This is a genomic window from Secundilactobacillus odoratitofui DSM 19909 = JCM 15043, from assembly GCF_001434895.1.
GTDB lineage: Bacteria > Bacillota > Bacilli > Lactobacillales > Lactobacillaceae > Secundilactobacillus > Secundilactobacillus odoratitofui.
In genome coordinates this window covers 40,963-55,508 of record NZ_AZEE01000002.1, presented here as the reverse complement: position 1 = coordinate 55,508, position 14,546 = coordinate 40,963, and the positions used below count along the sequence as shown (strand labels likewise).

At 44.8% G+C, this 14,546-nt stretch carries 13 protein-coding genes; 10 read left to right on the top strand and 3 right to left on the bottom strand.

Going from position 1 to position 14,546, the window contains the following annotated elements:
• The 5 genes from FD04_RS00745 (at position 1) to FD04_RS00725 (ending at position 4,183) form a co-directional block, all read left to right on the top strand.
• The gene (locus FD04_RS00745) at positions 1-999 is read left to right on the top strand and encodes a D-2-hydroxyacid dehydrogenase (RefSeq protein ID WP_191981741.1); all 999 of its coding nucleotides are present in this window, start codon (positions 1-3) and stop codon (positions 997-999) included.
• Positions 1,000-1,524: 525 nt separating this feature from the next.
• Positions 1,525-2,289 (top strand): alpha/beta hydrolase, encoded by a 765-nt coding sequence (locus FD04_RS00740; RefSeq protein ID WP_056946330.1) that lies wholly within the window; start codon positions 1,525-1,527, stop codon positions 2,287-2,289.
• A 49-nt stretch (positions 2,290-2,338) separates the two neighbouring features.
• On the top strand, positions 2,339-3,103 hold the full coding sequence (locus FD04_RS00735) for a matrixin family metalloprotease (RefSeq protein WP_056946328.1): 765 nt from the start codon (positions 2,339-2,341) through the stop codon (positions 3,101-3,103).
• 282 nt (positions 3,104-3,385) lie between these two features.
• Entirely contained in the window at positions 3,386-3,673 is a 288-nt protein-coding gene (locus tag FD04_RS00730; RefSeq protein ID WP_056946323.1) for a hypothetical protein, read from the top strand.
• A 15-nt stretch (positions 3,674-3,688) separates the two neighbouring features.
• Complete coding sequence (locus tag FD04_RS00725; RefSeq protein WP_054702715.1) at positions 3,689-4,183, top strand: hypothetical protein; 495 nt, start codon at positions 3,689-3,691, stop codon at positions 4,181-4,183.
• A 286-nt stretch (positions 4,184-4,469) separates the two neighbouring features.
• On the opposite strand, the gene FD04_RS00720 is transcribed toward FD04_RS00725, so the two are convergent.
• A complete protein-coding gene (locus tag FD04_RS00720) occupies positions 4,470-6,674 on the bottom strand; it encodes a hypothetical protein (RefSeq protein WP_054702718.1) in 2,205 nt (734 codons plus the stop codon).
• Positions 6,661-8,157, bottom strand: coding sequence for a BglG family transcription antiterminator (locus FD04_RS00715; RefSeq protein ID WP_056946320.1), 1,497 nt, complete (start codon positions 8,155-8,157; stop codon positions 6,661-6,663). Before FD04_RS00715 ends, FD04_RS00720 begins: the two co-directional genes overlap by 14 nt.
• 650 nt (positions 8,158-8,807) lie before the next feature.
• Between FD04_RS00715 and FD04_RS12920 the strand changes: the two genes are divergently transcribed.
• The 4 genes from FD04_RS12920 to FD04_RS00700 all read left to right on the top strand — a co-directional run bounded on the left by FD04_RS12920 (position 8,808) and on the right by FD04_RS00700 (position 12,409).
• Positions 8,808-8,933: a DUF308 domain-containing protein gene (locus FD04_RS12920; RefSeq protein ID WP_420806507.1), complete on the top strand. Its 126-nt coding sequence runs from the start codon at positions 8,808-8,810 to the stop codon at positions 8,931-8,933.
• Positions 8,934-9,515: 582 nt separating this feature from the next.
• Positions 9,516-10,592, top strand: a complete 1,077-nt coding sequence (gene serC, locus FD04_RS00710) for a 3-phosphoserine/phosphohydroxythreonine transaminase (RefSeq protein WP_054702578.1) — start codon at positions 9,516-9,518, stop codon at positions 10,590-10,592.
• A gap of 11 nt (positions 10,593-10,603) precedes the next feature.
• Entirely contained in the window at positions 10,604-11,773 is a 1,170-nt protein-coding gene (locus FD04_RS00705) for a phosphoglycerate dehydrogenase (RefSeq protein WP_056946318.1), read from the top strand.
• A gap of 24 nt (positions 11,774-11,797) precedes the next feature.
• Positions 11,798-12,409 (top strand): histidine phosphatase family protein, encoded by a 612-nt coding sequence (locus tag FD04_RS00700; RefSeq protein ID WP_054702581.1) that lies wholly within the window; start codon positions 11,798-11,800, stop codon positions 12,407-12,409.
• A 140-nt stretch (positions 12,410-12,549) separates the two neighbouring features.
• Here FD04_RS00700 and FD04_RS00695 read toward each other — a convergent pair whose 3' ends face one another.
• Positions 12,550-13,035: a GNAT family N-acetyltransferase gene (locus FD04_RS00695; protein ID WP_056946316.1), complete on the bottom strand. Its 486-nt coding sequence runs from the start codon at positions 13,033-13,035 to the stop codon at positions 12,550-12,552.
• 324 nt (positions 13,036-13,359) lie between these two features.
• Between FD04_RS00695 and FD04_RS00690 the strand changes: the two genes are divergently transcribed.
• Entirely contained in the window at positions 13,360-14,265 is a 906-nt protein-coding gene (locus FD04_RS00690) for a helix-turn-helix domain-containing protein (protein ID WP_235805619.1), read from the top strand.
• Positions 14,266-14,546: the final 281 nt, after the last annotated feature.

Here is a 14,546-nt window from a genome sequence, read left to right as displayed (position 1 = left end):
ATTTTGAAATTCTTGTTATATCATGCACGTGAAGATGAAAAGGTTGCCGTGAAACACTGGATGAGTCTGCATCCAGATGTTCAGGTCGACACGAATGATGTGCCATTGACCGAGAAAACGGTTCAACTGGCTAATGGTTATGACGGTATTGTGATTCAGCAACATATTCCAGTCGAAGCACCGACCATTTACGAACAGCTCCACGCGTTTGGCATTAAACAAATCACGCTACGCATTACGGGCTATGAAATCATTGATTTGGCCCTAGCTGCTAAGAATCACTTGGTCGTAACTAATGTGCCGGCTTATTCACCTCGCTCGGTCAGTGAGCTCGTACTGGCTCACGTGATGCGACTTGTTCGCCATCTTGGTATCACCCAAGCGCGTGAGACCAATCACGATTTTACTTGGGGCGGTTTGGAGGCCAACGAAATTCATAATCTGACCATTGGCATCATTGGTGCTGGTAAAATTGGCAGTGCGGTCGCTAGAATTTTCAAGGCACTGGGATCAACGGTCATTGCTGCCGATCCGATTCACCGACCAGAATTGGGCGATACACTGACCTACGTGGATCACGAAACAGTCTACAAAACCGCTGATATTGTTACGATGCACACACCGTTAACGGCTGAGACGACCCACATGATCGACGCCAAAGTTTTCAAAATGATGAAGCCATCCGCCTTTTTCATTAACGCTTCTCGCGGTCCAGTTGTTGTGGCCACGGACTTGGTAGCGGCGTTAGAAAATGGCGAAATTGCTGGCGCGGGCATTGACACCATTGAAGGCGACAGCCAGATTTTCAGCCAAGATTGGTCCGATCGACCACTGGATAACGCGCCGTTAGCTAAACTACTGACGATGCCAAATGTGAGTGTGAGTCCCCACATCGGCTTTTATTCGGATGCAGCGGTGGCAAACATGGTTGAGATTGCGTTGGATGATGTTTTGACCATTGCCAACGGTGGTGTTAGTCGGCATCAGGTGTTGGCTTAATACGAAGCTAGGTTTATGACCGAAATTATTTTAAATTGAATTAAAAAGCGATGATTCTTTAAATGAGAGTCATCGCTTTTCTGTATCATTAGAAATGTTTGGATATGATGTCGCCTACAGTAGTCCGTCAAGGTCGTGACCTGCTGTGGGGCCGGTTCGAGCCAAAAATCGGTCTCGAGCCTCGAATTGAAGACATACCAAAGCCCGTTGTATGTCTTCAATTCGTCCCCGACTGTGTCCAGTCGTTCCGCTGCAGGTCACGACCCTGACAGCCTACCTCCGGCTGAATATAGATCGCACAATGGCTATTACAGATTATGATACTAAGTTAATTGTAATTTAAATTTTAAAACTGAATTAATCTCTGATGTAACGGGCCCGCACGCTATTAATCTTAGCGTCAATAAGACGGGAAAACTCGGATTAAGCCCATCGATTTCAAGTGCACACCAGCTTCTTTTTCACTGATTTTAGTGTAAAATAGAAGGTGAAAACGATATCAATTTTTGAAAGGTGGTGAGGCGCATGGCACTTCCAGAACCATTTTATTTTAAGGGCGGCCAACCCGCTGTTATTTTATTACACACTTTCTCTGGCACCCCGACCGATGTTCGAGTGCTCGGTAGAAGTCTGCAAAAGCAAGGCTATACCGTGATGGGACCGATGTTTACCGGTCATGGGACCGCAGACCCTAAGCAGATTTTTATGCAAGGACGACCGGAACAATGGTGGCAGGATACCATTGCGGCCATTCACCAGCTTGAAGTTGATGGTCACCATCAAATCGCTATTTTTGGCGAATCACTTGGTGGATTATTCGCAATGAAGGCACTGGCCAAGTTTGATGAGGTTGTGGCGGGCGGCACGATTGATACACCACTGTTTCCAGTGGATAAGAGTCGCGTTGCTGACCGCTTTTTGCAGGAATGTCTGGCTTGGTATCAGAAGTTGAAGTTACCCCAAAACGAGATTGAACCGAAAATGGCTTTTTTGACGCACCACATCAGTGAGATGCTAACGGCGATTTCTGAATATACGATCCCTGTGCATGATGCAATCAACGGGTTAACCAAGCCCGTCTTTATTGCCCAGGCTGAGGCCGACGAACTTTTGGATCGAACGATTGGCCGTCAGTTGGCTGACTACTTGGCACCAAGTGCACCCGTTACCTATCACAGCTATCCAGATGCGCCCCACGTGATGACATACAGTCCAGCTGGGCGTCAATTAGCTACGGATATCGCAACTTTTTTGACTCAGACACTTCCAATTATTGATGAGGCCGACTGATTAACTCTGGTGAAGGACACACTGATGACATCGAAATGGAGGGATGATTATGCGTCGCTGGATGATTTTACTCACAACGGTTTTAGCAGTTACGGCTGTCGCTGGTCCTACGACAGCGGCCGCCAAAAGCAAGCGGACACCGACTCCTACCAAGCGTGTTCTAGCGCACACTGCGAGTTACTATCAACTACACGAAGATGAGTTGATGGCGACGTACGGGATTGATCAGGGCTATCAGACCGCTTTTGATAATCACACCAAAATTTGGGTGTACGATCAGACTCGTACAAAAGGGCTAACGAAGTCAATTAAGGTTGCCATGAGAGATTGGAACAGTCAGCTTGGCCAAACCGTTTTTGTAACGGGAACCAAAAAACACCACACACTGACAATTAAACTGACTTCTGCTAGTAGTGCCGGTGATGGTGAGCAGATTGCTTGGTGGCGGCCTACCAGCCAGTCTGTAGAGGTTTCACAGCCGTTCTTTAATCATGAATGGCTAGATATCAATAAATATATGAAGCTAAATTATGCTCGTCAAAATGGCAATCAAATCGATTTAGTGAAGAGTTCAATTGATGACACTACCACTGATGTAGCACGTCAAGTTGAGTATTCACGGATTTTGGCGCATGAATTTGGTCATAGCTTAGGGCTGTCACACTCTAAGAATCCTGCTGATTTAATGTATGCGGGCATTGGGTTCTCGGATATTTATCATTATGATGACGTGACATCGGCCAATATTTGGGCGAACCCGCTTAGTAAAACGGATATCAGCCGCGGTAAGTTGGCGGTGATATTAGCAGATTAATCAAGGCATTATAAAACGACTCAACGGCTATCATAGTGTTGGGTCGTTTTTTGTCTCGAATGGTCGAAGTAAGGCGTATACAAAAACACCATCACGGGAGAAACATGGCTATTACGGCATTAACCAAAGTTCTCCACGCTTGGTCTCCCATTTTTTTTAATTTTTTCAAAAAAAGTGGGAGACGTAACCGGCCGAAAACCGTTGATTTTAAAGGGTTTCAGCGTAATATAAAGAGTGTAAAGAAAAGCGCATCAAACAATCTTTGGAGGGGGCTGAGTGACTATGCAGACGACACGATTAAGGTCTAAAGTCGGCTATGTTTGGGTATCGTTAGGTGCAGCATTTAGTTTTGGCATCACGCAATTACCAACAACTGTTCAGGCTGCAACGACGAACCTGACTCAAAACACCGACGACCTAACTGAAGCCGTATTTATTGGTTTAGGACTACTACTCAGCTTACTCGGATTGTTTGAACTTGATGCTTATCGAACCCGTCATCCTCGACAAAAGAAGACGGCTAGAAAACAAACACAACGGGCGACGCAATCAGCGTCAGCACAACGATGATAGGAGCGATTAACGATGAGACGAATAGACTTAACAAATAAACGTTTTTCCCGACTAACGGTAGTTGGCTTTGCTGGTAAAAACAAGAACGGTAACGCAATGTGGCGTTGCCACTGTGATTGCGGCAAAGAGGTTGTTGTCGATGGTTACCTGCTACGTAGTGGGAGCACGAAGAGTTGTGGATGTTTGAGACGTGATCGTGGTCGCGAAGTCATGCAGACTAATAACAAGTTATTAGCCCACCGTGGTAACGTGAGTAACCTACGACAAGTCGAAGGCACCAGCCTAATTTCAGTGCTCAACCGACGTAAGAATAACCATTCTGGCGTTGCTGGCGTTTCCTTTGATACGCGTTCGAAGCACTGGGTTGCGCGCTTGATGGTTAGAGGGACGCTCGTTTTAAATCACAGTTTTGTGAGATTTGACGATGCAGTTGAAGCGCGTGAGAAAGCGGTTGATCAATACCTTGGACCATTGTTGGCACGCGAAGAAAAGCGGGTTAACGCATAAGAAAGTATTTAACCAAAAACACATCAATGTTTTCAGCTAACGGGGGGCCGTTGGAGTTGAAAACATTGATGTGTTTTTGGTTTACATCTAGCAAGCGAAGACTTACGGTATATTATCACTGATTGCAGATGTTCAGTAAAAGACTAAATATCGGTGGACCCAATAGTTAGATACACGTTTGTCTGTTTGTGACGTTTCTACCTCAGTAGATTGATATAAATATTGTTCCTTGAGAAGGGATTCAGATTTGGATTCGAGAAGTCGCCAAAAAAGCGATTAAAAATCGCTAATTTCGCGCACCTAAGTTAATTTTGCCGTTCAGACTAATAAAGTAGGCTGCCAAGCCAGTGACAGGGTTACTGCCACCGCCACCAATTGCGCTACCAGAACCGTGTGACTGACCATCGTTAGCAACCGCGTCTCGGTGAATTTGTTCACTTTGTTGGTTGTCGAGTGCCGTCTTGGTCGTCGCTTTCTTGGCGATATTTTGCTGTTGTTGCGCAGCGTTAGTCGTGTTGTTGTTTGAGTTTGTAGCGTGATTCGTGCTGTTATTACTGTTACTTTGCTGATTAGTAGATTGAGCACTAGCAGGTTGGTTTGTTTGCGTTGAATTAGTCGGCTGATCTGTTGACGTGGTTGATCGGGTCGCGTTTTGACCAGAAGCCGAAAGGTTATTTAAAGCAGCTGCAGGCGACTGTCCAAGTTCGTTGCTGGTGACATCATGAGTAACGCTAACGGATGTAGAGGCGTTGCCTAACTGTGCGACAAGTGGCATGGTTGGGCGCTTAAACGGATTAGCGCTGGTGTCGGGCTTTGACACTTTGACTGTGTAATCTGTTTCAGTATTACCAAAGTGTTGGGTCGGTGACACGCCGTTGTTTAAGACCACGTAACCTTGTTGACGGAGATCAGTCAGTGTCGGGTTGAGCGCATCGTTGACACGAGTGCCAGTTTGACCCGTTACAGTGGTTTGACCAACTTCGGTTCCAAGTGATGTTACAAAGTGAATATTAGTTGAGTCAGCCTCGCTGGTTGTCGTTGTGGTGTCAGTTGCAGCGTTTGTTTTCAGTTCTCCGGTCGTAGTTGCTGGATTCGACACGTCAGTCGCAGAATTGCCCGTTAAAACAACGGGGCCAATGCTGCCAATCAGCGTAGAAGTAGATTGATCAGTCGTGAGTGACACACCGATGCTGTACGCGGAACTACCGGTGACTTGTGTCGTAGCAGTCGTCAACTGCCAGCTCGACGTATCAACCTGACTTGTTGAACTGGTTGGCTTGTAATAGTAAGTCACGACCACTGAGTTAGCATTCGTCAAAGATTGAACAGTCTGACGAATTGTTCCGGTGGCGTTACTTGTTGCATAGACGTATTGGTAACCGCTGAATGGTAGGTCAGTATAGTTTGTTTGATAGGTTTGACCAAGCGTCGCGTAATTAGTTGGCAGCGTATAAGTCCAAAGCACGTGAGTTGGATCAGTTGCATCCACGTAGCGCACAACAATGGCAGAAAGTGGCATGTAAGTCAGAGTGACTGATTGGACACCAGTCGTAAAGGTTGTTGGTAATTCGGTTGCCAAATCACCAACATAACCATAACCAGTTAATTGTGAAACGTAGGTCGCACTATCAGCTGTGACAGGACCAACCGGAACAGTCAGTTGAGTGCTACTCAATGTTTGCTGTGTCAAACCGTTTACTCGGTGAATAATCAATTCGCCAGTTGTCGCGGTAACTTCCGCTTCGCTTGATGCTGAAGCAACGTTGCTAACCAAACTACTCGTAGTGCTTTGATCTGACATGATTGATGATGTAGCACTATTGCTGGCAGCACTAAGTGAAGACAAAATACTACTCATCACTTCGCTGCTGGTTAAGCTGGAAATCGCACTAGTATTGCTGCTCGAAGTTTCATAGCTAGCAGATAGCGAAGCCTGGTAACTGGCATTACTGGTGGTAGATGCATTGCTAGTTGCAAAAGCACTTTGAGCTGAAGAATCGGCATTAGTTGATGTCACAACCGAAGCAAGATCACTTGTCGTGGCAGGAGTGCTTGAAGAAGCGCTGACATTAACCCCCGAGGTAGCACCAGAGAACCAATTTGTAGTTGCTGAGCTGGTGTTGTCAGTGGATGCAGAAACACTTGATGACTGTGTTTCTGATGAAACGGCTGTGCTGGATGAGCCACTAGCTGCGCCAGAAGCGACGGCAGAAGTCACACCAGCACCGGAAGTCTCTGTTGAGGTGCCAGAGTTAGACGACGTTGATGAGGTTGTCGTGGTGCTACCACCAGGATTGTGAGCAAATGAACCCGTAACGATGCCAGACAGCACGCCATTGTTATTATTCGTATTGGTATTAGTTGTTGTGACCGTAGTCGTGATTGTGTTGGCTGATACTGGTGCCATCTGAAGCTGTAAACCAGCTAATACGGTGGCAGAGAATAAACAGGCAGCGAGCCATTTGGTTTGGGTTTTATTATTGCGTGTCATCAACGTCACTTCCTTTCTGTTCTGGGAAAAGTTGTGGTAACTTGTCCCGTTTGGTATCTAAGATTAAGTCGGCCAAGTTAGACCAATCAACCGGAGTTGGCGGATCTTGCCAGATAACTTGGGTGCGATCGACTTTCGGTGAATGAAAATCAGAAATATAAATATCCGTTTCCGGCGTTAAGTGTGGATCGATAATGATGTGGGCGTGATTAAATGCGTCCAGTGATTGAATGACATAATTGGTGTAAAGCGTTCCTTGAGAGAAGTCGACGCAGATATGAACCTGGTCGCGCATCAGTTCAGGTGGAATCGAGTTGATCAAGGCGAACATGTAACTAAAGTACAAGTTAACAGCCATTTTCTGAGTCAAACGTAGATCTTCCCGGCGTTGGAGCTTCGTGATATTGTGTGAAACCGCAACGTCAAAGGCGGGATAAAGTTCGGCAAAGAATTGCACTTGTTCAGGATTGATGAACGTTGTTGGCTCAATGTAAAAAGTTGTGAACTGAAAGTGAATGCTCAGCAAGCTATCTTCAAGCAACTGGTCATTAACAAAATTGGTTGCCAATAAGACGTTGCTAGAACGAATTTCGGTTAAAAACTGGTTCGTTAACTCGTCAATAGCCGGAATCCCGGCAGATAAAGCATGCATCTGTTCACTGCCGAGATAACCCTGGGCGATGAGAAAACTGTAAAGATAGTTAAATTCATCATTGCTCAATGTGAGTTGATCAGCTAATAACGTTTGTAAACGTGACAGCATGGCTTGATTACGCTCGTCCGGTTCAACTTGCAGCCGCTGATGATGACTGATTGGATGCTTATCTAACTGGCGCAATAACCAAATTCGCAAAAAAGTTGACAACTTTGTTTCTTGAGTCGGATCCAGTTGATCAGGTAAGCCAGCTTGAATGGCTTCAATCAGGTCATTGATCAAAGGGTTCAGCGCTTCGAATGGATCCGAAACACTGTTATACATCGTGTAATAGAGTTGGAATAGATGTAGCCGAATCGTAAATTCCTTGCCAGCATACAAGCTGCTAGCTTGGTAGAAGCCGTGCTTTTTGAGAATCGCCTCGAGTGAATCTAAGGAACGATAAAATACTGAGCTACTCATGAAATTAGCGGCAACGTATTCCTTCTTGGTGTATAAGTTTTCGTAGAAGAATTGATACTCCAAAGCGGTGAAGAGTGGTGATCGATTGAGGTAGAGCAACGCTGCTTTTTGGAGGCAGTAGGTGTTTAATCCATGTGCCTGCCACTGACCCTTATTGGGTTCATCAATATAGCAAGGTGTCTTACCGGCAATCAGCGCTAAATCAGTGTTGATGCTTTCGAAGTATTTGTTGAGTTGGTAAGTTGTAAGGGACAGTTCTTGAGCTAACGCATCCTTGTTCAACACCAGATTAGTCTGCTGAGTAAACAACGATAGAATACTGTAGCAGATGTAGTCGTTTTTAGTTAATAAGAAAGTGTAGTTCATCTAAATCAGCCATCCCAATCATTTAAAGTACGAATTATTCCTACTCTAAATTATACCTTATTATACTCGTGTTTGTCCCGTAAATCAGAGTTGCAGCCCAAGTTAAATCGTCAGTTTTTTCAAAAAAATTGAAAAAACTGGGAGAGTACACCCATTGAATTTTGTACAATGAACCGAGATAATGAAAGGGTATTGAAGTACTCGGGCTTAATATTTCTGATAAGGCTATATAACGTTGATATTAATCGGGGGAATTTTAATACAACTCTCAAACCGTGAACAAGAGCCGTCTAACAGTAATGATTCGGCTGAAACGGAACGACAATGTCTCATTCATGCGTGGGGGCGTGTGATGCGGGCGTGTCACTAAAACTTCGGGAGGCGGTGGCGACGAACCATCCGTCCCGACCAATTTGTATGTAACGGCGACCTTGAAAGCTCAGTTGTACTCCACCAACGTGACTTTCAGCACCATTGCAGCTTCAGAGAAACCGCACTGCGTTGTTCCCCAATAACGCGGTGCGGTTTTTTGTTTACGCATTTTTCAGCCGATTATGAGAGCAAGTCTTCTGATTTCTAGTAGCTTCGGAGGGCAGTTGCTGAGTTAGCGGTCATTGATGCCATTACAAGAATACGGGTAAGTGTGAACAATCTTAGGGGTTATCGTAGGCATCATCATGCTATTTAACCCGGTGTTCAGTGCAGCTACAGCGGTGATCTTTGTGGCCGGTTTCTTAATACTGACAGGCATTTTATTGATTGCACGTGCGTTTTAATTATTGAGAGGCCAATTAACTTACAACAGTTTCAATTTAAGGCCTTGTTGAACGTAACACAGATACTTGACCATTGTTGTAGGTATGATGTAAGCCGTAGTGTTCCCGGTTCTGGCCGTTTCCTGCAGTGAAACGACTGGGAACCAGTCGGGGACGAAGTTGAAACGTGCAGGGGCTTTGGCACGGTTCAACTTCGAGGCCCGAGACAGCTCTTTGGCTCGGACCGGCCCCACAGCAGGAAACGGCCAGAACCGGGAGCCGGAGGCGCAGGATTAATTGGCCGACGAAAGTATGTGTCAATTGATGACCGAAAATACCCGTTGACTTTCAAAATAAGTTCTGTTAAATTTTAATTAAAGAAAAGAGGAGGATATCATCATGACAAACTTATTAACTAACCAAATTACATCATCCTCCTGGTCTGCAGTATCTTCTGTGTAGACCCCTTTTCACATGCACCACAGGTCATCACAGATGAAAGTTATTTTCAACTGTGAGGCCGTCTAACGACTGAATGAACCGCCCTCACAGTGTACGCTGTGGGGGCTTTTTAATACCATAAATTATTCGGAGGAATGCGTGATGACAGTTTATAATTTCGCCGCTGGTCCGGCAACTTTACCTGATGAAGTGATTCAACAAATTCAAACAGAGCTTCCCTCACTCCAGGGATCAGGCATGAGCATTCTAGAAATTTCTCATCGTTCTGCCATGTTTGATGAGATTATCAACACCGCTCAACAGGATCTGCGCGACTTGATGGCGATACCAGATGACTATGAGGTACTCTTTTTCCAAGGCGGTGGGACTGGCCAATTTGCGGCTGTGCCACTGAATCTGGCAACAACACATCATCGAATCGCATTGCTTGATAGCGGTCACTGGGCAGCAAAGGCTGGTGACGAGGCCACTAAACTTGGGGTTACCGTAGACACCTTGGCGACAACTAAAGGGACCCATTACGATAAATTACCGGCGCTGACCATGACACTTCCTGCTGATACGTACGATTACATGCACATCTGTACGAACAACACGATCGAAGGCACTGCTTATCATGCACTGCCTAAAACCAGCGGTGTGCCGCTGGTAGGCGATATGTCATCTAACATCATGGCGCAACGCTATAACGTTAGTGACTTTGATTTGATTTTCGCCGGTGTGCAGAAGAACTTGGGCCCGGCTGGCGTCACCATCGTCATTGTCAAGAAGTCACTGATCAAAGAAGTTGACCATATTCCAAGCGTCTTTGACTACAGCTTGTTTGCCAAGAAGAATTCGATGCCAAATACACCGCCAGTCTTCAATATTTACGCGACTGGGTTAACTTTGAAATGGCTTAAGTCAATTGGTGGTATCGACGAAATTGAACGACGTAATCAGAAAAAGGCTAGTCTACTGTACGACTTTTTAGACCACTCTAAAGTTTTCAATAACCCTGTAAAGCCAGCAGATCGGTCACTCACAAACGTGCCGTTTATGACTGGTGACGCAAAGTTGGATGATGCAGCGGTGGCTGATTTGACCGACCACGGCTTAATGAACCTTAAGGGGCACCGAAGCGTTGGTGGATTACGTGCCAGCTTGTATAACGCGATGCCATTTGAAGGCGTTCAAGCGTTAGTAAACGAACTTTATCACTTTGAAAAGAACCTTTAGGAGGTAATAGGATGTATCAAATTAAAACCTATAATGCGATTGTACAAACCGGCTTAGACCGCTTTAATGATGATTATCAGATCAATCAAACGGATGATGCAGATGGTTACCTGATTCGCTCAGTCGATTTACACGAGCATGATTTTCCTGAAACGTTGAAGGTAATCGCCCGTTGTGGCGCCGGGTTTAATAACATTCCGTTGGATAAAGCAACAGCAAATGGGACCGCTGTTTTCACGACACCAGGTAGTAATGCCAATGCAGTGAAAGAGTTAATGATTGCCGTTTTAATTGCGGCTTCACGAAATTTGTTTGCGGCAGCTGATTATGCCGCTAATAATAGTGGTGCAGACATTTCAAAACGTACGGAACGTGATAAGACAAAATTCAATGGTCAAGAGCTGCTTGGCCAGACGTTAGCCGTGATTGGTGTTGGCCATGTGGGCTCACTAGTTGCTAACGCTGCCAGCAATTTAGGCATGAAGGTGGTCGCTTATGATCCGTACCTATCTTCAGATGCCGCATGGCGTATTTCGACGGATATTAAGCGTGCCAAGACTCTGGATGAAGCGTTAGCCGTTGCCGATTATGTGACCGTTCACGTGCCTAAAAACGCTGAAACGACCGGCATGATCGATGCAGATGCTTTTGCAGCCATGAAGCCGGGCGTCAAAGTCTTTAACTTTGCTCGGGGTGGTATTGTTGATAACACCGAGATGATCAAGGCACTGGATGATGGCCGAGCGGAGGCGTACTTTACCGACTTTGGTAGTGATGAAATTCTGAATCGGAATGATGTTGTGATCACACCGCACATTGGTGGGTCCACTGCAGAAGCTGAGACAAATGGTGCCGTACAGGGTGCTGACTCGATTATGACCTTCTTGGAAACCGGGAACGTTTTAAACAGTGTGAACTTGCCAAATTTACAGGTCCCATTTGTCGCACCATACCGGATAACGGTCATGCACAAAAACATTCCTAACATGGTCGGCCAAATTGCTACAATTTTGGCCAATGCGAACATTAACATCGAAAATATGAGTAACGCTGCCAAGAATGACGTGGCTTACACGATTATCGATGTGAACCATTTGCAACAACAGGATGCTGCAATTATTGATCAACTCAGTGCCATTGACGCCGTTTACCGTGCTCGAATTTTAAAACGCGAGCAGTAATGACTTTGAAAGACGAGGAAAATAATGACTGATTTTTACTTTATTCGTCATGGCCAAACACAAGCTAACGCCATGGGGTTAAAACAGGGCACTATTAATTCAGAAATCACGCAGCTGACGCCAACCGGTGAACAGCAGGCGCAACAGTTGCACGATCATTTTGACATTGGATTTGCTGATCAAGTGGTGGTTAGTCCCTTAGATCGTACACGCCGAACAGCTGCAATTGTTAACCAAACCGCTCAGTTGCCAGTTGAAGTCGATGATCGACTACTCGAAATTTCTTATGGCAGCTGGGATGGCCGCCAAAACGCAGAATTGGAGCGTGACCACCCCGAAGTGTTTGATCCAGTTCTACATGATGTGTTACCGAGCTATACAACTTTAGCAACGGATGGCGAGTCTTTCGGACATGTTGTTAACCGAGTGCGGACTTTCATGAATGAGTACGCTACTCGGCAGCCGAATGGTAAGATTATTGCAGTGACTCACGGTTTCACGGTGAAGGCGGCGGTCCTAGCCGCACTTGATCCAACCAACGTAATGACGTTGCCTGAACCTGAAAATACGAGTGTGACGAAGATTAGTTTGATCGACGGTCGCTACTACGTCTGGTTCTACAATCGTCGCTATTAAGACGACTCAAAAAGCTTCAGGACTTTACCGTAGTTGGTATCGTCCTGAAGCTTTTTTGTAATCAAGTTGGTTGGTTGATTTAATGAAAATAAATACAACTACTGTTCCGTTCAGCAATAGCTGAGGGTGAGCGACTGATATTACAGCGTCAATACTAAGTTATACCACGTCTCACCAGCGTGTGTTGACTCAGACACGCCTTCATTGACGTAACCATGACGCTCATAAAAGGGGACCAGTCGTTCAAGACAGGTCAACGTAATGGCTTCACGTCCTTGTGAGCGGGCAACTTCAGCAAGTTTGGTTAATAGATTACCTGCCAGTCCGTGCTTTTGAAATTTAGCTTCAACTGCCAAACTGAGAATAGTCTGATACCGATCAGTCTGTTGATTAGCTTCAAGATGCTCGAAAAGATCATCGGTGATATAGCGTTCATCTGAAGCAGGGCCAACGACATAGCCTAAAACACGGTTGTCTTCCTTGGCAACGATAAACGTATCACTGATCCGCTTAATTCGTTCGGCCATGCTTGGTCTGGTTGCGGCTTCGTCTTGATTAAAGCCTTGATTTTCAATTGTCATGATCTGGTCAAGATCAGCGGGTTGTGCTTCTTGAAATGTGAGCATTTGAATCCTCCAACAAACAACGTAATATTTGAAGCGGTAATCAATATTATAGACCGGCTGTTAGAAAAAGCAAAATTCATCGGGAAAAAGTTACAAAAATCACAAGAATGATTTTTACGTTATTGTAGCATTAATTTTAAAAGGTAAAACGTTAAACGAGGTACTAAAGGTCATAAAATAACCAGTATGAGTTATTTTATGACTAACACCATGTTTTTAACTTTATGCATATAATTTGACTTATAAATGCATGATGAATAGAATGAGTATCATACATGACATGTATTTTTTAGGCGGAAAGCCTTTTGGAGGATGGTGGCAGTCATGACGAAACAATTTGTGTCGTTGCCCGTCGTTGAGTCGAGTCTCTACTTATTTGGTGGGCACCAAAGAACAGTCCCTGGGGGCTGGCGTTTTTTTGAACAGAAACATCAGGCGTTTGAGTTGATGTGTATTGTTTCTGGTCAGCAAAAAACGGAGATAAAAGGTCTTTCGAGTTATACGTATGGCGCTGGCGACGCGTTAATTATTTCGCCGGGAACGTTACACACTAACGAAAATGCTAGCGCAACGGCTGAAATGACTTACATTACCTTCCATTTCAATATTGAAAGTTTGGCGTTGAAATCGGAAATTATTGGCAACGTTGCTAACAAAGTTTTGAAAGCGAATACACCCATTGCCAAGTTAGCTCAGTCGACCGCTGAAGAAATGGTGGCAGATAGTCTTAGGCCGAATCTGGATATGGAACAAAAGAAGATTAAGATTCAGATTACGCTCCTGAATTTTTTGTATGGTCTAATGGCTAACGTGAAACACTATCAGCCCTCGAATGCCAAGTATTCAGAGCGTGAGGCTCAGATCAGCCGGGACATGGCGACTTTGATTGAAGACAAAATCGATCAACCAGAAATTCCGGATTTTTCATTTGGTGATATCTGTCTGACACTCGGTATTAGTTCTGGATATGGTCACCGAACGTTCAAAAAGGTGTATGGCATCACACCACTTCATTTTATTGAGGAACAAAAGTACCGTAAGGCCAAGCTATTACTCGGTTCGCCGGAAAATTCAATTGAAATGGTCGCTGAGATGTTGGGTGCAAGCAGCGTGTCAAATTTCACGAAACAATTTAAAAAGTGGGCGGGTATTACGCCAAGTAAGTACCAACGACAACTGTCTGGCAAGCGTTCGGTACGCAACGTTAAAGATAGTGGTTACTTTGAATAAAATATTGAAAATTCCGTATATTAATGCACTTTTACTTGATTGTAAAAGTGTTATTTTTGACTAGTTCGTTATCGCCAAGGTCATATTTTAACTAATTTTGGGCACGAAGTAAGATAGCCAGGTACCGTGAAAACGGATACAATTTGAACCGTAGCAAACTAGTTTGTCCAAACATATCACTCACATGATAAAAATGGTTAGCAGAATAGTTCGTGATAAGGTGCACTTATCGATATTTGGTTGTTCTTTTGAACCAACCAAATGACTATTCAAAGTCAGAA